Raw genomic sequence first — 25,039 nt, 5'->3', positions numbered from 1 at the left:
CTGGGAGGAAGAAGGCGGCCATCCATTCGGGGCTGGCTGGTGGATGGCCGCCAGTTTGAGCTCAGGAGGGAGAGCTCGGGTTCACTTGATGTAGCCGGCGCGCTTCATCTCGCGCTCGGTGGCGGACTGCGCCGCGGTAAGCGCGGCATCGACCGTCATCGATCCCGCGAGCGCGGCGGAGAATTGCTGGCCCACCTGCGTGCCGATGCCCTGGAATTCGGGGATCGCCGCGTATTGCACGCCGACGTAAGGCACCGGCTTCACGGTGGGCTTGTTCGGGTCGGCAGCATCGATCGAGGCCAGCGTCAGCTTCGCGAACGGAGCGACTTTCAGATAGTCCTCGTTCTGATAGAGCGAGGTCCGCGTGCCCGGCGGCACGTTGGCCCAGCCTTCCTTCGACGCCACGAGCTTGGTGTAGTCCTTGCTGGTGGCCCAGGCGATGAACTTTTCGGCGGCTTCCGTCTTCTTGGAGCCGGCGGGGATCGCGAGGCTCCAGGCCCACAGCCAGTTGGCGTTCTTGCCGAGCCCAGTGTTCGGCGCCAGCGCAAAGCCGACCTTGTCGGCGACCTTGGACTCCTTCGGATTGGTGACGAAGGACGCCGCCACTGTCGCGTCGATCCACATACCGCACTTGCCAGCGTTGAACAGCGCCAGATTCTCGTTGAAGCCGTTCGAGCTCGCGCCGGGAGGGCCGGCCTCCTTCATCAGATTGACGTAGGTCGTGAGCGTCGTCTTCCATTCCGGCGTGTTGAACTGCGGCTCCCACTTCTCGTCGAACCAGCGCGCGCCGTAGGAATTGGCCATGGCCGACAGGAACGCCATGTTCTCGCCCCACCCGGCCTTGCCGCGAAGACAGATGCCGTAGGTGCCGGCGCTCTTGTCGGTGAGCTTCTTGGCGGCGTCGATGACGAAATCCCAGGTCGGCTTTTCCGGCATCTTCAGGCCGGCCTTCTCGAACAGGTCGGTGCGATACATCACCATCGAGCTCTCGCCATAAAACGGCGCGGCGTAGAGCTTGCCGTCGACGGAGACCGCGTCCCTGATCTTCGGCAGCAGGTCGGCGACGTCGTAATCGGCGCCGAGATTGGCAAGCGGCACCAGCCAGCCCTTCTTGGCCCAGATCGGCACCTCGTAAGTGCCGATGGTGAGGACGTCGAACTGGCCGCCCTTGGTGGCGATGTCCGTGGTGACGCGCTGGCGCAGCACGTTCTCCTCCAGCGTCACCCATTTGACGGTGATGTCCGGATTTTTCTTGGTGAATTCGCTGGTCAGCCCCTGCATGCGGATCATGTCGCCATTGTTGACGGTGGCGATGGTCAGGGTCGTTTCGGCCATCACAGGGACGGCCAGCAACAGGCAAGACGCGCCGCAGACGGCGCCGAGGACGTGTTTCACGGTGACCTCCCTAGGATCGCGCTTCTGAGCATATGCCCACGCGTTGAGCGTATGTTCGGACGAGGTGCGGCGCTTGTCAAGCAGGCGCGCGGACGTTCCCGCAACTTATGAGTGCTGCGGTGCGGGATGTTGCTGACCAAGACCGATTGATTGCAGGCGCATAGCCGTGAGAGGTCGTCATGCCCGGGCTTGTCCCGGGCATCCACGTTCTTTGTGCCGCACGGAAGACGTGGATGGCCGGGTCGAGCCCGGCCATGACGATGTGGAAGCACTCGGTCCACAAGCTGTGGCATCTCGAGCGGCGGAAGGCCTACCGCTCCAAGATCGCCCTTGCCGTCGCCTCGTCCGTGATCAGGCCGTTGATCAGGCGCCCGTTCAGGGCGGCCGCGATCGCCGGCACCTTGGCCGCACCGACCGCGGCACCGATCGTGGTGGTCTTCGCCGGCACCTCCGGCGGAATGCTGGTGAGGCGCTTGTTGGTGCCGGTCTTGAGCAGGCGCCCCTTGGAATCATAGGCCCAGCCGGTGATTTCGCCGATCGCCCCCTGCCGCATCATCTCGAACAATTCGTCGCGGGTGACGAAGCCGTCGACGTGGATTTGCGCCTTCTGGTCCATCTGACCGATGCCGACGAGGCGCAAGTCAGCCTTGGCCGCGACCGCCTTGACCTTCGCGATCGGCTCGATCCGCACCATCTTGTTGCGCTCGTCTTCCGACGACATCAGGAACGGCAGCGGCATCGGATAGTGCCGTGCGCCGGTGCGGTCGGCGAGCCGGCCGACGGTGTCGTAGAAGCTCGCCGAACCGTCGGCGGAGATGTTGCCGACCAGCGAGACGATCTGGTGGTTGGGCCGGTCGATCGGCGTCACGCGCTCGACCGCGGCGCGCACCGCCCGCCCCGTGCCGAGCGCGACGATGACGGGCGTTTCCGAACGCAACGTCGAATCCAGCAGATTGGCGCAGCGCTCGGCGATGCCCGCCGTGGCCTGCGGCGCGGCAGGATCGGCCGGCACCACCTCGCAATGGCTGAGGTCGAAGCGCGCCTTCAGGCGCGCGGCCAACTCCATGCAAGCGGCGATGGGATGTTCGAGACGGAAGGTGATGAGACGCTCGGCCAGGCACAGCGAGACCAGCCGCTGCGCGGAGGCCCGCGAGACCTGGAGCATCTTTGCGATCTCGTCCTGGGTGTGACCGGCAATGAAATAGAGCCAGCCGGCACGCGCGGCATCGTCGAGCCTGGACCTTTCGTTCTCGACGGCCATGGCGGCCTATGCCTCCCAGAATTCGCTCATGTGCGCGAAGACCCGATCGGCCCCGGCGCCGGACAATATAGCCTGGCCGTCGCGTCCGCGATAATGGCTGCCGCCGACAAATCCCCAGACGGTCATGCCGGCAGCCTTCGCGGCCAGCACGCCACTGACGCTGTCCTCAATCACCAGTGTGCGCGCAGGGAGCGCGCCCAATTTCTCCGCCGCGTGGAGAAAGAGATCCGGCGCGGGCTTGCCGTGCGTGACCATCTGCGCCGTGTAGATCCGGTCGCCGAAATGGGGCGCGAGAGAGGTCACCCTCAGCGACAGCGCGACGCGGTCGAGATCACTCGACGAGGCCACGCAACTCGGCACGCGCAGTCCGGACAGGACGGTATCCGCATCGGGAATCGGATGGAGCGCTTTCTCGAAGGCGGTCAGTACGCGCGACTTCAGCCGGACGGGAAAATCGGCCGGCACCGCCTGGCCGAGTTCGCGATAATGCTGCGTGACCGCGCTCGTGCTTCGTCCGAGAAACAGCTCGAGCGCCTGCGCAAGTGTCAGCGATATCCCAAATCCGGACAGCTCGTCCACAAGGCACTGGCAGCTCACGAGCTCGCTGTCGACGAGCACGCCGTCGCAGTCGAAGATGACGAGATCGGGCCTTTGCCGGCTTCGGTCCATCCGGCCATTCGATCATATACCCACACTTTGAGCAATAGTTCACCCGGTGGAGGACATATGCGGGTTCTCCGGGGTCAATGGGCGACCTGTCGATAGATCGCCGGCAGCGCCGCAGGCAGTCGACGGATGTTGCCGACGATGGCGTAGCCGCTGCGGCCGAACAACGTCGGGACGTAGGATTGCGCCGTCGCATCGACCGTCACGCCGAAGACCGCGATGCCGAGCCGCCGCGCCTCCTGCACGGATTTGCGGGTGTCCTCGACCGCAAAGCGCCCCTCATAATGATCGACGTCGTTCGGCTTGCCGTCGGTGAGAACGAGCAGCAGCTTCTTGCGCTGCGGCTGGCGCGCCAGCTCGGCCGACGCGTGACGTACGGCCGCACCGATCCGTGTGTAATAGCCCGGCTTCAGCGCGCCGATCCGGCGCTCGATCGCACCACTCATCGGCTCGCCGAAGGCCTTGACCGTTTCGAGCCGCACCCAGGAACGCCGGCGCGAGGTGAAGGTGAGGATACTGTGGTGATCGCCGCAGGCCGACAGGCCGTGCGCAAGCACCAGCAGCGCCTCCTTCTCGACGTCGAGCACCCGATAACCATCGACCCAGGCATCGGTCGAGAGCGAGACATCCACAAGCAGCGTGACGGCAAGATCGTCCCCTCGCGGTCGCATCGCCACATGGACACGATCGAGACCGCCCCCGCCACTTCCGGCGCGGAGATCGCACCGCGCGCGCACGAGTGCGTCGAGATCGAGGTCGTGCCCATCGGCTTGGGCGCGCATCAATTCATGACGCGGCCGCAACACCTCGAAGCGGCGGCGCACCTGGCGGATGTGCCGACGCATGGCGTCATCAGGCCTCCAGCCCTCACCCAGCTCGGAGGCCGCACCCGCGAGCACGCGGCAATGATCGGGCAGATAGGAGCCGCTGCGATAATCCCATTCGGGATAGCTTAGGTCCGCGTTCAATGGCGAGGCATCGAGGGCTTCCGGCGGCAGGTCGAGATCGAATTTGAGCCGGCTCGCCGGCTTGCCGCTGCGGCGGCTGAGCGTGATCTCCTCGAGGTCGTCGGCTGCCTTCTGCGCATCCTCGTCCTCACTGTCGTCAGCCGGGCGGTCGACATTGATCATCTCGGCCATCGCGAGGATCTTTTCAAAGCGATTGAGCACGAAAGGATCGCGGCGATTGGTACCATCTTCGCGCTCACGGACGGCAAAACGCTTGCGATCGTCCGATGGCGCTGGCGCGGCGGTCGGCACGCACGCGTCATCGCCCGCAGGTGCGGGCGACAGCTCGCGCGTCCGGCAATCGCCCCAGAGCGGGCATGGCAGGATCGAACGGTAACCCGGCGGCGCCATGTCCGGCAGTAGCCCCGTCCCCATCATCGCCGGCCACAGCTTTCCCACCGGCGGCGTATCGGCGCCGAGCAGAGCAAGCACGATCTGCTCCATGTCCTGCTCGACGCGCGGCAATGGCCGGTGCGGCCGCGCCATGGCCGTGGCCGCGGCCAGCCGGGCGTAGTCCTCGGCAAGGCCGGGACATTCCGTCAGCACAAGCACCGCGATCTCGCTGGCCCGCCGCAGCGTCAATAGATCGCGCCGCAGCGGATCGGCCTCCGCGATCACTTCGACCGGTGCAAAAGCAAACCACGCGGCCAGCCACCGGTACAGCGCAGCATTCAGCCCGCGATCAGCGAAGATCGCGATGTTGTCGGGCAGGAAGATCGTCGCGGCGTCACGCCCTGGTTGCGCGAGCCGCTCGTCGCCGAGCCCGATGCGCTGCCTCCATCCAAGCCGATGCCCAGTCCGGCGGGCACTCGCGCTCGCGATCTGCACGCCCGTCTCCCCACCAAACGCGCGGAACATGATCGCGATCCGGCTGCGCACCTCCGCGAGCGACACCGCGTGTTCGGCATAGGCCGGATAGCTCGCGGTGCCGCCGACCAGGCGATGCCAGGCGCGGCCGACGGTTTCTTCAAGCTCGAGGAAATCGAGCATCGCATCACCCTCAGGAGATCACGGCGCGTGCGACGTCGAGCAGAGCCGCCTTGACGTCTGCATCATCGGTGAGCGGTTCGATCATGCCGGCCAGCACCGCATCCGTAATTGAGGCTCCGGCCGCAATCAGGGTGGCGCAATAGACCACGAGACGGGTCGAAACGCCCTCCTCCAGGTCGTGCCCCTTCAGCGCGCGCAGCCGGCCGGCCAGCAGGACCAGCGGCCGCACATAGTCGGGTGCGAGCCCGCTCTCGGCCGCGACCACCGCGATCTCCTGCTCCGGGGCTAAGAAGCCGAACTCGATGGCGACGAAGCGCTGACGCGTCGACGGCTTCAACGCCTTCAGCAGCGTCTGGTAACCGGGATTGTAGGAGACCACGAGCATGAAGCTCTTCGGCGCGACCAGCTCCTCGGCGGTCCGCTCCAGCGGCAGGATGCGGCGGTCGTCGGTGAGCGGATGCAGCACCACCGTGACGTCCTTGCGCGCCTCCACGACTTCGTCGAGATAGCAGACGCCGCCTTCCCGCACCGCCCGTGTCAGCGGACCGTCGGTCCATACGGTGTCGCCGCCCCTCAGCAGGTAGCGGCCGGTAAGATCGGCGGCGGTGAGATCGTCGTGGCAGGCGACGGTGTGAAGCGGCAATCCCAGCCGCGCCGCCATGTGGGCCACGAAGCGCGTCTTGCCGCAGCCCGTCGGTCCCTTCAACAAGACCGGGAGCTGATGCCGCCAGGCGTGCTCGAACAGCGCGCATTCGTTGCCGCTCGGAACGTAAGCCGGGAGCACGAGCGCGGGTGCCGACAAGGCGTGAAGTGCTGCTGTCATGGTTCTTCTCCGGAAATCATTCTGGAACGGCGGCCGCGACTTGCGCGGCCGCCTTGTGTTTATTCGGCCGGTTGCAGGGCGCCTGGGACAGTCGCCTGCTTCTCGCGGCCGGGCACCAGCACCGCCCAGACGAACATCAATGCCGAGATCGCGACGAACACGCCGGAGCCGAGCCGCACCCAGTAGAAGAAGGCAAGCTGGTCCTGCACGTCCATGTAACTCTGGCCAAGCACGCGCTGGAGATGGACCTGAATCACGCCGGCGAAGGTCAACGCGAAAGTCATGGTCATCATCGCCGTGCACATGATCCAGAAGCTGGTCATGCTGAGCCACTGGTTATAGGGCGCACGTCCCTTGATCTGCGGGATCGCATAAGCCATCACCGACAGGTTCAGCATCACATAGGCGCCGAAGAAGGCGAGATGGCCATGTGCGGCGGTGACCTGCGTGCCGTGGGTGTAGTAGTTCACCGAGGACAGCGTGTGCAGGAAGCCCCAGACACCGGCGCCGAGGAACGCCATCACCGAGCAGCCGACCGACCACAGCAGCGCGGCTCGGTTCGGATGCTTGCGGCCGGCCTTCCAGGTCATCTGCACCGTGAAGATCACCATGGTGAAGAAGGGCGCGACCTCCAGCGTGGAGAACAGCGAGCCGATCCACTGCCAGTAGCCTGGCGCGCCGATCCAGTAGAAGTGGTGGCCGGTGCCGAGAATCCCTGAGAACAGCGCAAGACCGATGATGACGTAGAGCCACTTCTCGACCACCTCGCGGTCGATGCCGTTGAGCTTGATCATCAGATAGGCGAGCACGGACGCCATGATCAGCTCCCAGACGCCCTCGACCCAGAGATGAACGACGTACCACCAGTACATCTTGTCGACCGCGAGATTGGCCGGATTGTAGAAGGCGAACAGGAAGAAGATCGCAACACCCCACAGGCCGAACAACAGAATGTTGGTGACCGTCGTCTTGCGACCCCTAAGCGCCGTCATCGTCACGTTGAACAGGAACATTAGGCAGACGACCACGATGCCGACCTTGATGATGAAGGGCTGCTCGAGGAATTCGCGGCCTTCGTGGTAGTGGAAGAGATAGCCGACCACGGCCACACCGGCTGCGCCGAAGAACATCCAGAACTGGATCTTTGCGAGCAGCGGGCTGTAAAGCTCGGTCTCGGTTTCCTCAGGCAGCAGAAAGTAGGTCGCGCCCATGAAGCCGATCAGCGACCACACGATCAGCGCGTTGGTATGAATCATCCTGACGATGTTGAACGGCAGCAGCACCGACAGCGTGTTGGGCAGGACGTAGATGGTCCCGGCGAGGAGGCCGAACAGGACCTGCGCCAGGAACAGGGTCAGCGCGCCGTAGAAATACAGCATCGCGACTTTCTGGGTCTGATATTTCATTTCGGGTTCTCTCTGTCTTGAAAGAGGCAAGGCCTTGAAGGAGGCAAGGCCCTGAAAGAGGAAGGCGTCAGCCGGCCTTGTTCGGCGGCCACTCCTGGCGCTTGATCTTGCTGGTCCATTGCAGGAAGTCGGCGAGATCGTTGAGCTCCTGGTCGGTGAGATTGAACTGCGGCATCTGGCGCCGGCCCTCCGCGCCCGAGGGCTGTGACTGCATCCAGGCCTTCAGTGTCTCGCGCGCCGCGGCCGGATCCTCATTGCCGCCCCAGCGATCCCAGACATTGCCGACTTCAGGGGCGAAATACGCGCCCTCGCCCAGCAAGGTGTGGCAATTGATGCAGGAGTTCTTCTCCCAGACATGCTTGCCGCGCGCGACCGACGATGTCAGCGTCGTCGCGTCCGTCGAGGTCGTCGCCATATAGTAGTGGCTGTGCGCCGTCAGCCCGATGAAGATGGCGAAGAAGAAAGCCGAGCCGCCGTAGAAGACGTTTCGCGCCGCCGACTTGGTCAGGCGTTCAGCCATTGCCAGTCCTTTCCGTTGTGAGTCCAGTAATGAGGAGCAGTGATGCTGTATCTTGCCGATCGGTGCCGACGGGTCTTTGTTCGGGCGCAATGAGCGCTGCGTTGGCGGCGTCAGATCAATACGACGACGTCGGAGGCGAGCCAGGCGAACAGCACGACGATGAAGATCCATGCGCTGACGAGGCCGCGCCAGAGCGCCGGCACCGCCCGAAGGTCCATGAAATCGAGCGCGATTCGGCGGCCCTTGATGGCCGCAAGGACCAGGAGAAGTGCGTTGGCGAGCAGCGGACGCGGCATCAGCGGCGGAAGCAGGATCGTCGCGAGCGCGAGGCCGATCAGCACGAGCCAGGTGATGTCGAGACGGCCGGGCATGATCAGCGCACCAGATAGAGGATCGGGAACATGACGATCCAGACCAGATCGACCATGTGCCAGAAGGCGGCCCCCGTCTCGACGCCCGAGATCTCGGCGCGGCGGCAGACAACGGCAAGGATGATGATGCCGAGGCAGACGTGCAGGAGATGGAAGCCGGTCAGGAGGAAGTAGAGCGTGAAGAACGGGCTGGTCTCGAGGCCAACGCCGCGACCGATCTCCTCGGCATATTCGGTCAGCTTGATCGCGATGAAGAGGCCGCCGAGCGCCATGGCAATCAGTAGCCAGCGGCGCGATGCCCGCTTTTCACTGGCGCGCGCAGATCTGGTCGCCCTCGCCGCGGCCCAGCCGCTGGTCACCAGCACGATTGTGTTGAGGCCGGCGAGATTCGCGTTGAGCGCCGCCTGCCCCGCCGCGAACACAACGGGATGGATCGCCCGGGCAACGACGAAGGCGCCGAGGAACAGGCCGAAGGCGACGAGCTCGCTGAAGATCAGCACCCAGATCATGGGATCGCCGGGGAGATCTTCCAAGATTCCCCAGCCAGTTCCCTGTTGTTCGCAATCGGCCGCAGACATCGTCTTTCCGGATCAGGACACCGGCCAGACTTAGCTCAACCGTCCAGTTCGGAATTTGTCGCAGGACAAACTGGGAGGCCACCGGCGGAGATGTTTGCGCCGACGCAACGTCCCGCTCGCCGGAGCGCGGTACGAACAGACTCAGGGTTCGCAAAGAGCGGTGAGCAATGACATGAGCGATGCACAGATCGGGCTAATGACCGCGACACCCATCATCATCGCCTTCGCCATCGCGCTCCGGCGCATGGGCGTGCTGTCGACGGTGGCGACGGTATCGGCGGTGAGCCTCTCCGTCGCGATCGCGACGGTGCTGTTCACGACGCAGTAGCCGGGCACTACCGATGAGGAAACGATCAGCTATCGCCGGTCGGGCGCCGTTCTCGGCAGGATGAGCTGAAACCGCGTCCCCGCGCCGGGCAGGCTCTCGAGCCGGAGCTGCCCACCCAGCCGGTCGACGACGATGCTGTGCACGATATGCAGACCGAGGCCGCTTGCGCCGTCGTGCCGGCGCGTGGTGAAGAACGGGTCGAAGGCCCGCCGTTCCACATCGGGAGCCATGCCGCAGCCGTCATCAGCAAACAGCAGCTCAACGTGGTCATCATTGACCGCACGGAGCGAGACGTTGATCGTCCCGGTCTCACCATCGGAGAACGCGTGCGTCATCGCATTGACTGCGAGGTTGGCGAGCACTTGGCCGAAAGGCCCGGGATAGCTGTCCATGGCGAGATTCGTTTCGCAGTGGAGGCTGAACGCGATGTCGCGCACCCGCAGCTGCCGCTCGAACTGCGACAGAACCTGGCCGGTCAGCTCGCCTGCGTCGAAGCTGCGCCGAAGTGACTCGGTCTGGTCAGCCGCCACCTGCTTGAAGGATTGCCCCCGCTCGGCGGCGCGACCGAGATTCGTGACCAGCTGCGCCGACGCATCGCTGACCAGTTCCAGAAACCCTGTCAGTGTCGAGCGCTTGAGATTACCCCGCGCGACCTCCGCCGCGAACTGCTCCGCCTTGCGCTGGAGCGTCGATGCCACCGTCAGACTACTGCCGAGCGGCGTGTTGATCTCGTGCGCGACACCGGCAACCATGCGCCCGAGCGCCGCAAGCTTTTCCGCCTCGATCAGGGTGTCCTGGATATCGCGCAGATGGCGAAGCGCGGTCTCGGCGGCGTCCCTGGCGCTGCGAATCTCCCGCTCGGCGCGCTTGCGTTCGGTGATCTCCTCCGCCGCCACGTTGACCGCGACAATCTCGCCGTCCGGCATTCGCAGCGGGTGCCAATAAGTAACCCAGGAACGCTCCTCGACCTGATCAGCCCGTTGCCCCGCCACCTCGATACCGATCACGGGCTCGCCCGTCGCGACGATCGAGCGCACAATCTGCTCGACGGAACCCGCCAGGGCCGGCACGCAGTCCCTGACCGTATGTCCAAGATGGCCTTCGATGGATATGCCGCAGATCTCGGTCAGACGCTGGTTGATCAGCAAATAGCGGCAGTCCGGCGACAGACAGGCCAACCCGATCGGGGCGGTGTCGTAGATCAGCTGCAACGCCGGCAAAGTCGAGACCAGCATCACTTCCGAAGCCGGCGATGACCTCACTGTACTCGTCACTCAGGTTCCCCGTGGTCCCTTGCGTCGACCACATGAGATTAGCACGGAATTGGCGATCGGTTGATCTAGATCAAGAAGACGCGCCGGCGCCTCTCGCTCCGAGGCTCTGGAGTGAATCGCCTCGTTCAAAACAGAACAAAGGCGCCGATCAATAAACCTGCAGCAAAGGAGCCTAGCCCGAGGGTGCAGGCGGAAACGATGCGCAAGAGGATGCGAAGCCGGCCCTCAAATTCATCGTCTGTCATCTCGTGGATATGAGCCGCCACTGGTGCTGCCCTGCCCGTGCCCTGCTCGGCACCCCCGGATCTAGCCCCCAAATCATGGTCATCGCGAGGCATCGGTTCCGGTCGCGATGCCATGATCGAAATTGACGAAAATTGTAGTCACCTGGCGGGGCGGCGCCAGAGCCTCCCCCGCGACGTGATTTTGCGCTTACCGCCGCTGATTGTACACGTCGATGCACACCGCGCCCAACAGCACCAGGCCCTTGATGACCTGCTGATAGTCGATGCCGATGCCGAGGATGGACATGCCGTTGTTCATCACGCCCATGATCATCGCGCCGACCACCGCGCCGCCGACGCGGCCGACGCCGCCATAGGCCGAGGCGCCACCGATGAAGCAGGCAGCGATGACGTCGAGCTCGAAGCCGAGGCCCGCTTTCGGCGCCGCGGTGTTGAGGCGCGCGGCAAAGACGAGGCCGGCGAGAGCCGCGAGCACGCCCATGTTGACGAAGGTGAGGAAGGTCAACCGTTCGGTCTTGATGCCCGACAGGCTTGCCGCCTTGGCGTTGCCGCCGACCGCATAGATCTGCCGGCCGATCACGGTGCGGCGGGTGACGAAGCCGTAGAGCGCGATCAAGGCGCTCATGATCACCAGCACGTTCGGCAGGCCGCGATAGGTCGCGATCAGGTAGGTGAAGTAGAGCACGGCGCAGGCCAGCACCACGCTCTTGCCAAGGAAGAACGCGTAAGGCTCGACCTCGATGCCGTGCGACTGCTCGCGCGCGCGGCTCTTGGCGCTGGCATAGACCAGCCCCAGCGCCAGCACCGCCCCGATCAGCATCGAGGTCGGATGCAGCGTGCCCGCTTCGGGCAGGAACTCCGGAATGAAGCCCGACGACAATTTCTGGAAGGTCGGCGGAAACGGCCCGAGCGACTGCCCCTGCAACACCGCGAGCGCAAGTCCCTTGAACACGAGCATGCCGGCCAATGTCACGATAAAGGACGGTATCTTGAAATAGGCGACCCAATAGCCCTGCGCCGCGCCGATCGCAGCGCCGACCACGAGGCAGGCGATGAAGGCGAGCGTATAGTCGACCTTGTACGTCACCATCAGCAGGGCGGCGACCGCACCGACGAATCCCGCGACCGACCCCACCGAGAGGTCGATGTGGCCGGTGACGATCACGAGCAGCATGCCGAGCGCCATGATGACGATGTAGCTGTTCTGGAGTACCAGATTGGTCAGGTTGAGCGGCTGGAGCAACGTGCCGCCGGTCATGACCTGAAAGAACAGCATGATCGCTATCAGCGACATCAGCATGCCGTAATTGCGCAAATTGTTCTTGATGAAGCTGCCGTGCCGGCGCTCCTCGGGCAGCGACACCGTCTTGTCGGTCATGGCTGCAATCCTCCCATCTCCGCGGCCTCAGGCACGCCGTTTCCGTTGCTTCGTTCGTTGCGCATGATGGCGCGCATGATCTTCTCCTGCGTCGCCTCTGCGCCCTTGAACTCCCCGACGAAGGCGCCGTCGTTCATGACGCAGATGCGATCGCAGATACCGAGCAGCTCGGGCATCTCCGAGGAGATCACCACGACGCCGCGCCCGGCCTCCGCAAGCTCGTTGATGATACAGTAAATCTCGTATTTGGCACCGACATCAATGCCCCGTGTCGGCTCGTCCAGGATCAGGACCTTGGGATCGGTCATCAGCCATTTCGACAGGACCACTTTCTGCTGGTTGCCGCCGGAGAGCTGGCCGGTCTCCTGGTACACGTCGGAGCAGCGGATGCGCATGCGGCTCCTGTAGTCGCTGGCGACCTTCAGCTCGGCGATGTCGTCGATCACCCGGCCGGGTGCGACCTGGTCGAGGCTGGCGAGCGTGATGTTCTTGCGGACGTCGTCGGCGAGGATCAGTCCGAGCTGCTTGCGGTCCTCGGTGACATAGGCAAGGCCGGCGTCGATCGCGGCCGCGACGCTCGGCAGCACGATCTCCCTCCCCTCCAACCGGATCCGGCCGCTGATAGTGGTGCCCCAGGAGCGGCCGAACAGGCTCATGGCAAACTCGGTGCGGCCGGCGCCCATCAGCCCGGCGATGCCGACGACCTCGCCGCGCTTCACGCCGAAATTGACGTTCTTGATCACCTGCCGCTCGGGATGAATGGGGTGATAGACCGACCAGTTCTCGACGGTCAGGACAGGCTCGCCGATCTTCGCGCTGCGCTCGGGAAAGCGATGGGCGAGATCGCGGTTGACCATGCTGCGGATGATGCGGTCTTCCTGGATCGGCTCGCTGCGGCAGTCGATGCTGTCGACGGTCCGGCCGTCGCGCAGCACGGTGATGTGGTCGGCGACCTTGGCCACCTCGTTAAGCTTGTGCGAGATCAGGATCGAGCCGATGCCCTGCTCGCGGAAAGCCATCAGGCGTTCGAGCAGCGCGGCACTGTCGGCCTCGTTGAGGCTCGCGGTCGGCTCGTCCAGGATCAGCATCCGCACCCGCTTGGACAGAGCCTTCGCGATCTCGACCAGCTGCTGCTTGCCGACGCCGAGGTCGGTGATCAGCGTATCCGGCGATTCCTTCAGGCCGACTTGCGCCAGTAGCTCGCGGGTGCGCCGGTAGACCTCGTCGCGATCGATGACGCCGAATTTTGACGGCGGATGCGACAGGAAAATGTTCTCCGCGATCGACATCAGCGGGACCAGCGCCAGCTCCTGGTGGATGATGATGATGCCGAGCGCCTCGGAATCGTTGATGTCGCGGAAGCGGCGCTCCTCGCCCTCGAAGACGATGGTGCCCTCGTAGCTGCCGGCCGGGTAGACGCCGCTGAGCACTTTCATCAGTGTGGATTTGCCGGCACCGTTCTCGCCGACAAGCGCGTGGATCTGCCCGGCCTCGACCGAGAAGTTCACGTCACGCAGAGCCTGCACGCCTGAAAAGCTCTTGCTGACGTCGCGCATCTCCAGCATGGCGGTCATGATTTCACATCCCTCGATCGCTGCTAGTTCACCTCTCCCCGCTTGCGGGGAGAGGGAGAAGAGGCTCTCCCCGCAAGCGGGGAGAGGGGAAAGAAAGAAGCTTACTGGAACTGCGACTTCTTGTAGTAGCCGCTGTCGACCAGAGTCTTCTCCCAATTGTCCTTGTAGACCACGACCGGCTTCAAGAGATAGGACGGCACCGTCTTGGCGCCGTTCTCGTAGGTCTTGGTGTCGTTGACGGTGACCTGCTTGCCGGCGAGTGCGGCGTCGACCATATCGGCGGTCACCTTGGCGAGATCGCGGGTGTCCTTGAAGATGGTCGAATACTGGTCGCCGCGCAGCATCGCCTTGATCGAGGGCACCTCGGCATCCTGGCCGCTGATGATCGGCATCGGCTGACCGGCGCTGCCATAGCCGACGCCCTTCAGCGATGAGATGATGCCGATCGAGAGGCCGTCATAGGGCGACAGCACAGCGTTGACCTTCTTGTTGCCGTAGTAGGCGCTGAGCAGATTGTCCATGCGGGCCTGCGCGGTGGCGCCGTCCCAGCGGAGCGTCGCGACCTTGTCCATGCCCATCTGGCCGGAGACGACGACGAGCTTGCCGCTGTCGATGTACGGCTTCAGCACGCTCATCGCGCCGTTGTAGAAGAAGTAGGCGTTGTTGTCGTCGGGCGAGCCGCCGAACAGCTCGATGTTGAACGGGCCCTTGCCGTCCTTGAGGCCGAGCCCCTGCACGAGCGACTCCGCCTGGAGCACGCCGACCTGGAAATTGTCGAAGGTCGCGTAATAGTCGACGTTCGGCGTGCCGCGGATCAGGCGGTCATAGGCGATCACGGTGATGCCTTTTGCTTTCGCCTGCTTGAGCACGTCGGACAGCGTGGTGCCGTCGATCGCGGCGATCACCAGCGCTTTCGCACCCTTGGTCACCATGTTCTCGACCTGCGAGAGCTGGTTCGGGATGTCGTCCTCGGCATATTGCAGGTCGGTGTTGTAGCCGCGCTCCTTCAGCACCTTGACCATGTTGTTGCCATCGTCGATCCAGCGCGCCGACGATTTCGTCGGCATGGCGATGCCGACCGTTGCCTTGTCCTGGGCGGAGGCGGTGACGCCTGAGGCCATCGTCGCTGCGCCGGCCAGCGCCAGCGCGAGGAATGTCGTCTTCAGTTTCAGCATGTTTTACTCCCTTGGGTGTCAGACTGTTTCTTCGTTTCGTCGAGAACGTTGGTCGTGTGCGGCTTCGAGCCTCCTATGCGAGCTTGACGTCAGGCTCCGCGCGGCCACGCGCGGATGCCTGCAACAGGAAAGTGCAGCCGGCTTGCGGATCGGCGGCGCGCGCCGCCGCGTCCATATCCTGCCAGGCCGACGTGACGAGGAGGCGCGACAGATCAGGGCCGACGAAAGCCGGGCAGCTCGACTGCTTTGCTGGCACGCGCAGCGAGCGCAGGCGCTCGCCTTGCGGAGAGTAGACATCGATCCGGCCCGCACCCCAGCAGGCGTTCCAGATCTGCCCGTCGGCGTCGCACACGGAGCCGTCGAGACCACCGATACCGGTGTGGCGCAGCAGAACGCCCGGCTCGCTTCGCGGCAAGCCGGTCTCCGGATCAAGCGGAACGGCATAGAGCACGGCGCGCGCGGTGTCGGCGAAGTAGCCGGTCGCACCGTCCGGTGAAAAGCAGATTGAATTGGGAATGGTGATGCGGGGAAACAGCATCGAGATCTTGCCGCGATGGAACGCGTAGATCGCGCCTGCTCCCGCCTCCGCATTGCGGCCCATGGTGCCGATCCAGAACGTGCCGGACTGATGCACACGGGCATCGTTGGACCGCGTCGCGGGGTTGTCGGCTTCAAGCGGACAGACCAGCGTCAACGCGCCGTCGGCGAGCTTGCGGATGTAGAGGCCGTCTTCGGCGACGATCAACTGGCGCTCGGCGTCGACGCGCCCGAGACCGCTCGCCATCCGGCCGAGCGCGTGGACGCGAATGCTGCCGCTGCCGAGATGAGCCTCGAACAGCCGCCCCTCGCGGATATCGAACCACCAGGCCGTGTCGGTGCTCAAATCATAGGTCGGCCCCTCGCCGAGGTGGCACGGATCGTCCGAGAGAACCGAGGTCGGCACCTCTTCCATCATGGCGTCCTCACTCCAAAGCGATAGACCGTGTGATGACGGTAGACCTCGCCGGGATTGAGGCGCGGGCTCGGGAAATCCGGCCGGTTCGGCGCATCCGGCCAGATGTGCGGCTCGAGACACATGGCATCCGACTGCCGGATGAGCTTGCCGCCGTTGCCCGAAATCGTGCCGTCGAGATAGTTGCCGGAATAGACCTGAAGGCCGGGCTGATTGGTCAGGAGCTCCATGATGCGCCCTGAACGCGGAGCCTCCAGCCGGGCCGCGAAAGCAAGCTTGCCATCGCGCCCGAGACAGTAGGTATGGTCGTAGCCCTTGCCGTTCCGCAATTGCTGATCGCTCTCGCGGATGCGCGCGCCGACGGCTTCGCCGTCGCGGAAGTCGAACGGCGTTCCGGCCACCGCGCGCGGCGGCTCAGCCAACGGAATGGCGGTGGGATCGATGGCAAGGAAATGCTCGGCGGCGACCGTCAGCTTGTGGTCGAGAATGGGCGTGCCTGAGGTCGCGCCTTCCAGATTGAAGAAGCTGTGATTGGTCAGGTTGACGATGGTCGGACGGTCGGTTCGCGCCTCCATCGTCAACGACAGCTCGGCCGGGCCGGTAACGCGATAGGTCAGGCGCACGTCGAGCCGGCCGGGATAATTTTCTTCGCCATGCGGACTCGAATAGGTGAGCGTGACGCCCGGCTCCGCGCCGTCGTCGATGGCGGCAATCTCCCAGAGCTTGCGATCGAACCCGTCGAGGCCGCCATGCAGCGCATTCGGACCGTTGTTGACCGGAAGCTGCACTGTTTCGCCGTCCAGCGAAAATCGCCCGTTGGCAATGCGGTTGGCGTAGCGGCCGACGGTGGCACCGAAGAACTTTCGTTCGGCGAGATAACCGGCGAACGCGTCATGGCCGAGCACGACGTCGTCGTAACCGCCTTTGGCGTCCGGCGCGATGAGCGCCTGGATCACTGCGCCATGGGTGATGATGCGGGCTTCGAACCCGCCCTCCCCGCGCAGCACGATGCGCTCGACGTTGCGGCCGTCCGCTAGCGTTCCGAAGATGTCTTTTGTTATTTTTGAGCCAGCCATGTTCAGTCCACAAACGGTTCGACGATGTTACGCTTGCCGAGCAGGAAGGCATCGGCAACGAGACGCAGCGGCGCCAGGTCGACGTCGCGCGCGCCGGTCGCGGTGAGCTTGACGAAGCGCCCGTACAGCTCGCGATATTCCTGATCGGGCGCCTCGGCAACGGTCTCGCCGTCGATCGCCATGCGCCGGCCGCCGCCCGACAACGTCATTTGGCCCTGGTCCGTTTCGACGAGGATATCCCAACTCTGCGGTCCGGTCTGGCGAAAATCGAACTCGGCGGTCACAGGCAGGCCGCCAATGTCGGTCAGCGTCAGGTTCGCGGCGATCGGGGCCTGGCAATTGGCTGGAAAGGCCAGCTCGGCCGCGGTGACGAACACCGGCCGGGGCAGAATACGGGTCAGGATCGAGAGCGCGTTGATGCCGGGATCGAACACGCCGAGCCCGCCCGGCTCCCAGATCCAGCCCTGCCCGGGATGCCAGACGCGAACGTCTTCCTTCCAGTTGATGTGCACAGACTTGATCCGCCGCGTGAGAAGCCAAGCGCGCGCCGGCTCGACCGCGGGCGCATAGCGTGAATGCCAGGTCGCAAACAGCGTTCGCTTGGCCTCCTCCGCCATCGCGATCAGCGGGTCGAGCTCGGCGACGCCGGTGCCGGGCGGCTTCTCCAGCATCACGTGCTTGCCCGCAGCGAGCGCGGCGGCGGCCTGAGCGCGCCGTACCTGCGGCGGCGTGCAGAGCGAGACGGCATCGATCGGCGGTCCCTTTTCCAGCAATTCCTCGATGGTCGCAAAATTCGGCACGCCAGGCAGCGATGCGTTGCGGCTCGCGACGGCCGCGAGCGTCGCGCCCGCCGTCGCGGCAATCGCACCGACATGCTGGTCGCGCGCGATCTTGCCGTAGCCGACGATGGCAATGCGAAGTTCGGTCACGCTTTTTCTCCAATATCCGCGGGCGGCAGCGCCTCGGCCTCGTGGCGGCGCATACCGTTGTGAATGACATAAACCATCGCTTCCGAGGCGGTCTGGGCGTCGCCGGCGGCGATCCCATCGACGATCTTCTGGTGCCAGAGCAGCACGGTGTCACGGTCCTCCGGCTCGACCGGTGCGCTGAGCAGGAAGGAGGCGCGCAGGGCGGCCTCGATGACGTGGCCGATCGAGCGCATGAACAGATTGCCCGAAGCGCGCGCCACCGCAACATGGAGTGCGAGGTCGGCGTCGGCAAAGCCGACGGAATCGGAAGCCTCAAACCGCATGCGGTCCATGCAACGACGGAGCTCGGCGAGGTCGTCTTCGGACCTCTGCGCCGCCGCCAGCATGGCCGCGCGCGGCTCGACCGCGAGGCGAATCTCGGCGAGGTCGTTGAGGAAGCGCTTGTCGATGCCGGCGTCCAGATGCCAGGCCAGCACGTCGGCGTCGAACATGTTCCAGGCGGCGCGCTCGCGTACGACGGTGCCGACGCGGGCCTTGGTGGTGAGCAGACCCTTGGCGACCAGGGTCTTCACGCTCTCGCGCAGCACCGGCCGCGACACGCCGAACATCGCAATCATCTCGGCATCACCAGGCAGGCGCGTTCCCTCGGCGTAGCGGCCGGCGATGATGTCGACGCCGATCGAGCGGGCCACTTCCGCATGGTTGGAGTGAGCCCGGCGCGTCGGGATGACGACGATGCGCGACGTCATGTGGCTGCTCCTGCGCGCTTCGCCGCCGGCCGCCGCGCGAGCGCGACCAGCCCCTGCTGCAAGGCGATGAAGGCGAACAGTAGCACGCCGGTCGCGATCTTGGTCCACCAGCTCGACAGCGTTCCGTCGAAATTGATGTAGGTCTGGATCAGGCCCTGGATCAGCACGCCAAGGAAGGTGCCGATCACCGAGCCCTGCCCGCCCGTGAGCAGCGTACCGCCGATCACGACGGCCGCGATGGTGTCGAGCTCGACGCCGACCGCGGAGAGCGAGTAGCCGGCGCTGGTGTAGAAGGAGAATACGATGCCGGCGATGCCCGCGAGGAGGCTCGACAGCATGTAGATCCTCACCGTCATCTTGCCGACGGCAACGCCCATCAGGCTCGCGGTCGCCCGGCTGCCGCCGAGCGCGTAGACATTGGCGCCGAACCTGGTGAGATGCAGCAGCAAGGCGCCGCCGATCACGATCGCGAGCATGATGATCGCAATCGCCGTCAATCGCCCTCCGCCGGGCATCCGCAGCGCGAAGTCCGACACGGTGGAATAGACCGGCGCGGTGATCGGCACCGATTCAGTCGAGAGCAGGAAGCTCGCGCCGCGGGCCAGGAACATCCCCGCCAGCGTTACGATGAACGGCGGCAGGTCGAAGACATGGATCACCGCGCCCATCGCCGCTCCGAAGGCCGCCGAGAGCGCGAGGATCGCGACGAAGGCAAGCAGCGGCGGCACGCCCCAGCGCTCGATCGCAAGCGCCACGAACACCGTGGTGAAACCGATCACCGAGCCGACCGAGAGGTCGATGCCGCCGGAGATGATGACGAAGGTCATGCCGGTCGCGACGATGCCGAGAAAGGCGTTGTCGGTGAGGAGATTGCCGACCACGCGGGTCGAGGCGATGTTGGGGAATTGCACGGCGCAGAGCGCAAAGCCGGCAACCAGCACGATAGCGGTGATGAGGACGGGCGGCAGGCCTTTCATGCTTTGGACCTCCGCAGCCGCGCGGCGATCCCGGCAATCCCCGAAAATTTCGGCGATTGCAGCAGCAGCACCGTCATCACCACCACCGCTTTGACCAGCAAATTGAACTCCGGTGGATAGCCCGACAGCAGAATGCCGGTGTTCATGGTCTGGATGATCAACGCACCGAGCACGGCCAGCACGAGGCTGAAACGGCCGCCGAACAGGGAGGTGCCGCCGATCACCACCGCGAGGATGGCGTCGAGCTCGAGCCAGAGGCCGGCATTGTTGGCATCCGCGCCCATGATGTCGGCCGCCGCGATCACGCCGGCGAGCGCGGCGCAGATGCCGCACCAGACGTAGACAGCCAGGATCATCGCACGCGTGCCGACGCCGGCAAGCTCGCTCGCCCGCGCGTTGCCGCCGGTCGCCTCGATCAGCAGTCCGAGCGCCGAGCCGCGCACCACCGCGCCGGTGAGAATCAGCATGCCCAGGGCGATCACGACCGGCATCGGCACGCCGAGCACCGCGCCATTGCCAAGCCAGACCAGATCCGGCGAGGAGAAGGTCACGATGCGCCCCTCGGTAATGAGCTGCGCGATGCCGCGTCCCGCCACCATCAGGATCAGCGTCGCCACGATCGGCTGCATGCCGAGCACCGCGACGAGAAATCCGTTCCACAATCCGCAGATCAGGCCAGCGCCGAGCGCGGCCGCAAGGACCACGGCCAGACTGTGCGTGTCGGCAAGGCTCGCCGCGATCGCGCCCGAGATGGCCATGACCGCACCGACCGACAGATCGATGCCGCGCGTCGCGATCACCAGCACCATGCCGAGCGAGAGCAGCGCCACCGGCGTGCCGTGGTTGAGCACGTCGATCAGGCTGCCGAACAGCCGGCCGTCCTGGAGACGCAGATCGAAGAATTGCGGCGACACGATGCGATCAACCGCCAGGATGACGATCAACGCGAGGATCTGGGCAAGGCCGCGGCGCGGCAACAGCGCTGTCATGCCCGGCCCTCATGCGCGACAGCGGCGCCATCGGCGGCAATGGCCGCGAGAACGTTGCCGACGTCGATCGCCTCGCCCGCGAGCTCCTCGACATGGGCGCGGTCGCGCAGCACGACGACGCGGTCGGAATAGGTCACGATCTCATCCAGCTCGGAGGAGATCACGAGCAGCGCCAGCCCGTCGTCGCAGAGCTCGCGGATCAGGCGGATGATCTCGGCATGCGCGCCGACGTCTATGCCGCGGGTCGGCTCGTCCAGCACCAGGAGGCGCGGCGAGGTCGCGAGCCAGCGCGCCAGCAGCACCTTCTGCTGATTGCCGCCGGACAGCAGCCCCACGGCGCGCTCCGGATCGGGCGGGCGGATGTCGAGCATCTTGACGTAACGGCCTGCGATCTCGTCCTGTTCGCGGCGCGACAGCGGCCGGTGCAGGCCACGCTTGGCCTGGAGCGCGAGCACGATGTTCTCGCGCACGGTGAGCTCGGCGACGATGCCGTCGGTCTTGCGCTCCTCCGGGCAATAGCCAAAGCCGTGGCGCACACCGTCGCGCGGCGATTGCAGCCGCACGGGCGCCCCCTCCACCCTCGCCTGCCCGCCATCGGCGCGCTCGGCGCCGAACACCAGCCGCGCCGTTTCTGTCCGGCCCGAGCCGAGCAGGCCGGCAAGACCCACGACCTCGCCATGGCGCAGCTCGAGATTGAACGGCGCGACATAGCCGGCCTTGCCGTAGTTCTCGAAACTCGCGCAGACCTCGCGCGCCTGATGCTCTCCCGCCGACGCGCGGGCGCTGGTGGTCTCGGCCAGCTCGCGGCCGAGCATCATTCGGATCAGCTCGAGCCGCGGCAGCGAGGCAGTCTCGCGCTCACCGACCAGGCGGCCGTTGCGCAACACCGTGATGCGGTCGGAGATCTCGTAGACCTGATCGAGGAAGTGGCTGACGAACACGATGCCAATGCCGCGCTTGGCAAGCTGGCGCATGATGCCGAACAGGATATCGACCTCGTGGCGGTCGAGGCTCGCCGTGGGCTCGTCCAGGATCAGCACGCGCGCGGAGAGATCGACGGCCCGCGCAATCGCGGTGACGTGCTGAACGGCGACGGAATAGCTGCCGAGCGGCGCGGCGACGTCGATATCGAGGCCGAAGTCCGTGAGAAGCGCCTTGGCGCGACGCCGCATCTCGCCTTCACGCACGATGCCGAAGCGCATCGGCTGCCGGTCGAGGAACAGGTTCTGCGCGACCGAGAGATTCGGCAGCAGATTGACCTCCTGGTAGACGGTGGCGAAACCGGCCTGGAGCGCGGCCTTGGCCGAGCGCGGCGCGACCTCCTCGCCGCCGAGCCGGACGATGCCGGCATCGCGCGGGAATACGCCGGTGATCACCTTGATCATCGTGGATTTGCCGGCGCCGTTCTCACCGAGCAACGCATGAATCTCGCCGGCACGAAGCGTGAAGTCGACCTCCTGCAACGCACGCACAGCACCGAAGCTTTTGCTAATCCCGCGCACCTCCAGCAGGGAAGGAGCAGGATCGGGGCTGTTCTCCATAACGACGTCACTCCCACCGGCGTCCGCTTATGCCGCGGACACCCAGCCTATTCGTTCGCGCAGCGGTTTCGAAGGGGGCTGCCGGACCACAACGCGCGGTCCGGCGCGGCACCCCGCCTCAGTAACCGAGGCCCTTCTTGCTGTCGTAGATCTTCTGCGGATCATCAGCCGCTGTATAGAGCTTGGAGTCGGTCTGGATCCACTTGGGCGGCACCGTGCCCTTGTCCTTGAAGGCCGCGATGGCATCGAGCGCGGGACCCGCCATGTTCGGCGTCAGCTCGACGGTGGCATTGGCCTCGCCGGCGGCCATGGCCTTGAAGATGTCGGGGACCGCGTCGATCGAGACGGTGAGGATCTCCTTGCCCGGCTTGAGGCCGGCTTCCTTCATCGCCTGGATCGCGCCGACCATCATGTCGTCATTGTGCGCGTAGACGGCGCAGATCGACTTGCCGCCGCCTTCGGCCTTGATGAAGCTTTCCATGACTTCCTTGCCCTTGGCGCGGGTGAAGTCGCCGGTCTGGCTGCGCACCACCTTGAGGTTCGCATGCTTGGCGATGGCGGTGTCAAAGCCCTTCTTGCGGTTGGCGGCGACGCTGGCGCCGACCGTGCCCTGCAATTCGACGACGTTGCAGGCCTTGCCGCCGACGGTCTTGGCCAGCCAGTCGCCGGCAACCTCGCCTTCATGCACGCTGTCGGAGGTCACGGCGGTGAGATAGAGCTCCTTGCCGGAGGGATCGATGTCGCGGTCGAGCAGCACGACCGGGATCTTGGCCTCCTTGGCTTCCTTCAGCACCGAGTCCCAACCGGTCGAGACCACGGGTGCAAGGAAGATCGCATCGACGTTCTGCGCGATGAAGGAGCGGATCGCCTTGATCTGGTTCTCCTGCTTCTGCTGCGCGTCGGCGATCTTGAGATTGACCTTTCGCTTGGTAGCCTCCTGCTTGGAGACCGACGTCTCGGCCGCGCGCCAGCCGGATTCCGATCCGATCTGCGAGAAGCCGATGGTGAGCTCGGCGGCACTGGCCGGCAGCGCGAGCAGCAACGCGGCCGTGGCGCTGGCCGCAAAGAGGGCTTTGAGGGTCATCAAGCGTATCTCCCAAGAAGTCATCTTGTGTTATCTCGAGCGCCGATCGGTAGCATGGCACCCGCACGCCGGCCTTTGAGGCGGCGGGAGGGACTATTTCACGGAAGATGAGTTCCGACTAGTCATATTATTTGACTATTCGCGCGAAACTTCGATTTGGCGGGATGGACGGTTCAATGACACGCCCAGCGCGATTTTGTTCCGTGGATGCAACGGGGAGATGAAGGAGATGTGCGGCTCGCAACCTCTCCTCCGCGTCATTGCGAGCGCAGCGAAGCAATCCAGCATCTGTCCACGGAGGGACTCTGGATTGCTTCGCTGCGCTCGCAATGACGGTGTGGATAGAGTTCGGCGTAGGTCGACCAGATCGACCCGCGGAGAGTCCGCATCACCCGGACTGCATCTTCGATGCAATCCGGCCTCTCCCCGCGTGCGGGGAGAGGCGAAGGGTAGCGGAGCTAGATCAGCTTCCGTTGCGCGAGGTTCTTCATCAGCGCGCCGATTCCAAACGTCCAGGGCTCGCACTCGTCGCTGGTGCGCATGCGGTTGACGAGCTTGCCGAGCTGGGGCGCTGCGATCGTGACGATGTCGTCGCGCTTGTGGGTGAACCCCTGCCCCGGCGCATCGCGATCCTTGACGGGGGCGAACATCGTGCCGAGGAACAGCACAAAGCCGTCGGGGTATTGATGGACCTTGCCGATCGTCTGCTCGACGAGGTCCGTGGGATCGCGACTGATCATGCTGATTGAGGAATGGCCGTCGAGAACGAAACCGTCCGCGCCCTTTACGTTCAGGCTGATGTCGAGCTTGCGGGCGTCGTCGAGTGTGAAGCTGTCGTCGAACAGACGCAGCAACGGGCCGATCGCGCAGGAGGCGTTGTTGTCCTTGGCCTTCGACAACAGCAGCGCCGAACGCCCCTCGAAGTCGCGCAGATTGACGTCGTTGCCGAGCGCGCCGCCGACGATCTTGCCGCGGCTCGAGACGAACAGCACGAGCTCGGGCTCAGGATTGTTCCAGGTCGACTTCGGATGCAGGCCGGCATCCATGCCGGTGCCGACCGACGACAGCGTCGGCGCCTTGGTGAAGACCTCGGCATCCGGACCGATACCCACTTCGAGATATTGGCTCCAGGCGTTCTGATCGATCAGCACCTGCTTCAAATGCATCGCCTGGTCGGAGCCCGGCTTGAGCTTCGACAAATCGTCGCCGATCAGCCGCGTCACTTCTTTCCGGATCGCTTCGGCCGAAGCCGGATTGCCCTTGGCGCGCTCTTCGATGACGCGCTCCAGCATCGAGATGGCGAAGGTGACGCCGGCGGCCTTCAGGGTCTGAAGATCGAGGGGCGCAAGCAGCCACGGCTTTTTCGGATCGCGCCCATCTGGCGCCGTGTTGGCCACGATCGCTTCGAGATCGCCGATGCGCTCGCCCTTGACCGCGGCGAGCGCCTTGGCCGGATTGTCTTCCTCGCAGAGCGCGCTGACGGTCGGAAACCTGGCGGTGACGTCGAAGACGCCGTCTCCACGGACGGCGACAACGGCCGGGCCGTTCGCCTGCGGCAGCCAGACGCGGCCGACCAGCGTCCCCTTCGTTCCATCCTCGGGGAGAAGATCTTTTACAGACAGTGTCGTCATGGCCGCGTCCTCGCTCTTTCTCGGATCGGCCACGCTGAAATAGCAGCCGATCCCATTGGCGAAGACCAATAAACGTCTGGCAGGGGAAGTCCAGACCGGCAGCGAAGAGCCGCTATGCCC

At 64.9% G+C, this 25,039-nt stretch carries 24 protein-coding genes; 1 reads left to right on the top strand and 23 read right to left on the bottom strand.

Annotated elements, in window-relative coordinates; genetic code table 11:
* Window positions 1-81 precede the first annotated feature (81 nt).
* The 9 genes from HAP41_RS19210 to HAP41_RS19170 form a co-directional block, all read right to left on the bottom strand.
* The gene (locus HAP41_RS19210) at window positions 82-1,335 is read right to left on the bottom strand and encodes an ABC transporter substrate-binding protein (protein ID WP_175618458.1); all 1,254 of its coding nucleotides are present in this window, start codon (window positions 1,333-1,335) and stop codon (window positions 82-84) included.
* 370 nt (window positions 1,336-1,705) lie between these two features.
* Window positions 1,706-2,656: a sugar-binding transcriptional regulator gene (locus tag HAP41_RS19205; protein WP_166098060.1), complete on the bottom strand. Its 951-nt coding sequence runs from the start codon at window positions 2,654-2,656 to the stop codon at window positions 1,706-1,708.
* A gap of 6 nt (window positions 2,657-2,662) precedes the next feature.
* Window positions 2,663-3,325 carry an HAD family hydrolase gene (locus HAP41_RS19200; protein ID WP_166098063.1) on the bottom strand — a complete coding sequence of 221 codons (663 nt, stop codon included), beginning with the start codon at window positions 3,323-3,325 and terminating at the stop codon, window positions 2,663-2,665.
* Between the two features lie 74 nt (window positions 3,326-3,399).
* Window positions 3,400-5,319, bottom strand: coding sequence for a nitric oxide reductase activation protein NorD (locus HAP41_RS19195; RefSeq protein WP_166098069.1), 1,920 nt, complete (start codon window positions 5,317-5,319; stop codon window positions 3,400-3,402).
* A 10-nt stretch (window positions 5,320-5,329) separates the two neighbouring features.
* The gene (locus HAP41_RS19190) at window positions 5,330-6,142 is read right to left on the bottom strand and encodes a CbbQ/NirQ/NorQ/GpvN family protein (protein ID WP_166098076.1); all 813 of its coding nucleotides are present in this window, start codon (window positions 6,140-6,142) and stop codon (window positions 5,330-5,332) included.
* 59 nt (window positions 6,143-6,201) lie between these two features.
* Window positions 6,202-7,548 (bottom strand): cbb3-type cytochrome c oxidase subunit I, encoded by a 1,347-nt coding sequence (locus tag HAP41_RS19185; protein ID WP_166098081.1) that lies wholly within the window; start codon window positions 7,546-7,548, stop codon window positions 6,202-6,204.
* Between the two features lie 67 nt (window positions 7,549-7,615).
* A complete protein-coding gene (locus HAP41_RS19180; protein ID WP_085399418.1) occupies window positions 7,616-8,068 on the bottom strand; it encodes a c-type cytochrome in 453 nt (150 codons plus the stop codon).
* A gap of 110 nt (window positions 8,069-8,178) precedes the next feature.
* Window positions 8,179-8,439, bottom strand: coding sequence for a cytochrome C oxidase subunit IV family protein (locus HAP41_RS19175; RefSeq protein WP_166098085.1), 261 nt, complete (start codon window positions 8,437-8,439; stop codon window positions 8,179-8,181).
* Window positions 8,440-8,441: 2 nt separating this feature from the next.
* Window positions 8,442-9,017: a cytochrome c oxidase subunit 3 family protein gene (locus HAP41_RS19170; RefSeq protein ID WP_166098088.1), complete on the bottom strand. Its 576-nt coding sequence runs from the start codon at window positions 9,015-9,017 to the stop codon at window positions 8,442-8,444.
* A 172-nt stretch (window positions 9,018-9,189) separates the two neighbouring features.
* On the opposite strand from HAP41_RS19170, the gene HAP41_RS19165 reads away from it, so the two are divergent.
* Window positions 9,190-9,345, top strand: coding sequence for a hypothetical protein (locus HAP41_RS19165; protein ID WP_085965373.1), 156 nt, complete (start codon window positions 9,190-9,192; stop codon window positions 9,343-9,345).
* 29 nt (window positions 9,346-9,374) lie between these two features.
* On the opposite strand, the gene HAP41_RS19160 is transcribed toward HAP41_RS19165, so the two are convergent.
* The 14 genes from HAP41_RS19160 to HAP41_RS19095 all read right to left on the bottom strand — a co-directional run bounded on the left by HAP41_RS19160 (window position 9,375) and on the right by HAP41_RS19095 (window position 24,919).
* Window positions 9,375-10,580, bottom strand: a complete 1,206-nt coding sequence (locus tag HAP41_RS19160; protein WP_166098101.1) for a sensor histidine kinase — start codon at window positions 10,578-10,580, stop codon at window positions 9,375-9,377.
* 164 nt (window positions 10,581-10,744) lie between these two features.
* On the bottom strand, window positions 10,745-10,885 hold the full coding sequence (locus tag HAP41_RS19155; RefSeq protein WP_166098120.1) for a hypothetical protein: 141 nt from the start codon (window positions 10,883-10,885) through the stop codon (window positions 10,745-10,747).
* 166 nt (window positions 10,886-11,051) lie between these two features.
* A complete protein-coding gene (mmsB, locus tag HAP41_RS19150) occupies window positions 11,052-12,242 on the bottom strand; it encodes a multiple monosaccharide ABC transporter permease (RefSeq protein ID WP_166098127.1) in 1,191 nt (396 codons plus the stop codon).
* Window positions 12,239-13,816 carry a multiple monosaccharide ABC transporter ATP-binding protein gene (gene mmsA / locus HAP41_RS19145; protein WP_166098130.1) on the bottom strand — a complete coding sequence of 526 codons (1,578 nt, stop codon included), beginning with the start codon at window positions 13,814-13,816 and terminating at the stop codon, window positions 12,239-12,241. Before mmsA ends, mmsB begins: the two co-directional genes overlap by 4 nt.
* 101 nt (window positions 13,817-13,917) lie before the next feature.
* Window positions 13,918-14,991, bottom strand: coding sequence for a multiple monosaccharide ABC transporter substrate-binding protein (chvE, locus tag HAP41_RS19140; protein WP_166098133.1), 1,074 nt, complete (start codon window positions 14,989-14,991; stop codon window positions 13,918-13,920).
* A 73-nt stretch (window positions 14,992-15,064) separates the two neighbouring features.
* Window positions 15,065-15,943 (bottom strand): SMP-30/gluconolactonase/LRE family protein, encoded by an 879-nt coding sequence (locus HAP41_RS19135; protein ID WP_166105914.1) that lies wholly within the window; start codon window positions 15,941-15,943, stop codon window positions 15,065-15,067.
* Window positions 15,943-17,019, bottom strand: a complete 1,077-nt coding sequence (locus HAP41_RS19130; protein WP_166098139.1) for an aldose epimerase family protein — start codon at window positions 17,017-17,019, stop codon at window positions 15,943-15,945. The genes HAP41_RS19135 and HAP41_RS19130 overlap by 1 nt, the downstream gene beginning before the upstream one ends.
* A gap of 2 nt (window positions 17,020-17,021) precedes the next feature.
* Complete coding sequence (locus HAP41_RS19125) at window positions 17,022-17,948, bottom strand: Gfo/Idh/MocA family protein (RefSeq protein ID WP_166098142.1); 927 nt, start codon at window positions 17,946-17,948, stop codon at window positions 17,022-17,024.
* Window positions 17,945-18,697: a FadR/GntR family transcriptional regulator gene (locus tag HAP41_RS19120; RefSeq protein ID WP_166098145.1), complete on the bottom strand. Its 753-nt coding sequence runs from the start codon at window positions 18,695-18,697 to the stop codon at window positions 17,945-17,947. Before HAP41_RS19120 ends, HAP41_RS19125 begins: the two co-directional genes overlap by 4 nt.
* On the bottom strand, window positions 18,694-19,674 hold the full coding sequence (yjfF, locus tag HAP41_RS19115; protein ID WP_166098150.1) for a galactofuranose ABC transporter, permease protein YjfF: 981 nt from the start codon (window positions 19,672-19,674) through the stop codon (window positions 18,694-18,696). Before yjfF ends, HAP41_RS19120 begins: the two co-directional genes overlap by 4 nt.
* A complete protein-coding gene (locus HAP41_RS19110; protein ID WP_166098161.1) occupies window positions 19,671-20,663 on the bottom strand; it encodes an ABC transporter permease in 993 nt (330 codons plus the stop codon). Before HAP41_RS19110 ends, yjfF begins: the two co-directional genes overlap by 4 nt.
* On the bottom strand, window positions 20,660-22,204 hold the full coding sequence (locus HAP41_RS19105; protein WP_166098166.1) for a sugar ABC transporter ATP-binding protein: 1,545 nt from the start codon (window positions 22,202-22,204) through the stop codon (window positions 20,660-20,662). Before HAP41_RS19105 ends, HAP41_RS19110 begins: the two co-directional genes overlap by 4 nt.
* Window positions 22,205-22,322: 118 nt before the next feature.
* Window positions 22,323-23,288 carry a galactofuranose ABC transporter, galactofuranose-binding protein YtfQ gene (ytfQ, locus tag HAP41_RS19100; protein ID WP_166098173.1) on the bottom strand — a complete coding sequence of 322 codons (966 nt, stop codon included), beginning with the start codon at window positions 23,286-23,288 and terminating at the stop codon, window positions 22,323-22,325.
* A 458-nt stretch (window positions 23,289-23,746) separates the two neighbouring features.
* Entirely contained in the window at window positions 23,747-24,919 is a 1,173-nt protein-coding gene (locus tag HAP41_RS19095) for a fumarylacetoacetate hydrolase family protein (RefSeq protein WP_166098177.1), read from the bottom strand.
* Window positions 24,920-25,039: the final 120 nt, after the last annotated feature.

The sequence above is a fragment of the Bradyrhizobium barranii subsp. apii genome (genome assembly GCF_011516635.5).
GTDB lineage: Bacteria > Pseudomonadota > Alphaproteobacteria > Rhizobiales > Xanthobacteraceae > Bradyrhizobium > Bradyrhizobium barranii.
Note: the sequence above shows the minus strand (reverse complement) of the source record. Positions and strands in the feature narration are given on the sequence as shown.

What these genes read in the sequence shown, in the direction of transcription:
- HAP41_RS19210 (WP_175618458.1), bottom strand. Translation starts at nt 1,335, where the DNA reads ATGGCCGAAACGACCCTGACCATCGCCACCGTCAACAATGGCGACATG.
- HAP41_RS19205 (WP_166098060.1), bottom strand. Translation starts at nt 2,656, where the DNA reads ATGGCCGTCGAGAACGAAAGGTCCAGGCTCGACGATGCCGCGCGTGCC.
- HAP41_RS19200 (WP_166098063.1), bottom strand. Translation starts at nt 3,325, where the DNA reads ATGGACCGAAGCCGGCAAAGGCCCGATCTCGTCATCTTCGACTGCGAC.
- HAP41_RS19195 (WP_166098069.1), bottom strand. Translation starts at nt 5,319, where the DNA reads ATGCTCGATTTCCTCGAGCTTGAAGAAACCGTCGGCCGCGCCTGGCAT.
- HAP41_RS19190 (WP_166098076.1), bottom strand. Translation starts at nt 6,142, where the DNA reads ATGACAGCAGCACTTCACGCCTTGTCGGCACCCGCGCTCGTGCTCCCG.
- HAP41_RS19185 (WP_166098081.1), bottom strand. Translation starts at nt 7,548, where the DNA reads ATGAAATATCAGACCCAGAAAGTCGCGATGCTGTATTTCTACGGCGCG.
- HAP41_RS19180 (WP_085399418.1), bottom strand. Translation starts at nt 8,068, where the DNA reads ATGGCTGAACGCCTGACCAAGTCGGCGGCGCGAAACGTCTTCTACGGC.
- HAP41_RS19175 (WP_166098085.1), bottom strand. Translation starts at nt 8,439, where the DNA reads ATGCCCGGCCGTCTCGACATCACCTGGCTCGTGCTGATCGGCCTCGCG.
- HAP41_RS19170 (WP_166098088.1), bottom strand. Translation starts at nt 9,017, where the DNA reads ATGTCTGCGGCCGATTGCGAACAACAGGGAACTGGCTGGGGAATCTTG.
- HAP41_RS19165 (WP_085965373.1), top strand. Translation starts at nt 9,190, where the DNA reads ATGAGCGATGCACAGATCGGGCTAATGACCGCGACACCCATCATCATC.
- HAP41_RS19160 (WP_166098101.1), bottom strand. Translation starts at nt 10,580, where the DNA reads ATGCTGGTCTCGACTTTGCCGGCGTTGCAGCTGATCTACGACACCGCC.
- mmsB (WP_166098127.1), bottom strand. Translation starts at nt 12,242, where the DNA reads ATGACCGACAAGACGGTGTCGCTGCCCGAGGAGCGCCGGCACGGCAGC.
- mmsA (WP_166098130.1), bottom strand. Translation starts at nt 13,816, where the DNA reads ATGACCGCCATGCTGGAGATGCGCGACGTCAGCAAGAGCTTTTCAGGC.
- chvE (WP_166098133.1), bottom strand. Translation starts at nt 14,991, where the DNA reads ATGCTGAAACTGAAGACGACATTCCTCGCGCTGGCGCTGGCCGGCGCA.
- HAP41_RS19135 (WP_166105914.1), bottom strand. Translation starts at nt 15,943, where the DNA reads ATGGAAGAGGTGCCGACCTCGGTTCTCTCGGACGATCCGTGCCACCTC.
- HAP41_RS19130 (WP_166098139.1), bottom strand. Translation starts at nt 17,019, where the DNA reads ATGGCTGGCTCAAAAATAACAAAAGACATCTTCGGAACGCTAGCGGAC.
- HAP41_RS19120 (WP_166098145.1), bottom strand. Translation starts at nt 18,697, where the DNA reads ATGACGTCGCGCATCGTCGTCATCCCGACGCGCCGGGCTCACTCCAAC.
- yjfF (WP_166098150.1), bottom strand. Translation starts at nt 19,674, where the DNA reads ATGAAAGGCCTGCCGCCCGTCCTCATCACCGCTATCGTGCTGGTTGCC.
- HAP41_RS19110 (WP_166098161.1), bottom strand. Translation starts at nt 20,663, where the DNA reads ATGACAGCGCTGTTGCCGCGCCGCGGCCTTGCCCAGATCCTCGCGTTG.
- HAP41_RS19105 (WP_166098166.1), bottom strand. Translation starts at nt 22,204, where the DNA reads ATGGAGAACAGCCCCGATCCTGCTCCTTCCCTGCTGGAGGTGCGCGGG.
- ytfQ (WP_166098173.1), bottom strand. Translation starts at nt 23,288, where the DNA reads ATGACCCTCAAAGCCCTCTTTGCGGCCAGCGCCACGGCCGCGTTGCTG.
- HAP41_RS19095 (WP_166098177.1), bottom strand. Translation starts at nt 24,919, where the DNA reads ATGACGACACTGTCTGTAAAAGATCTTCTCCCCGAGGATGGAACGAAG.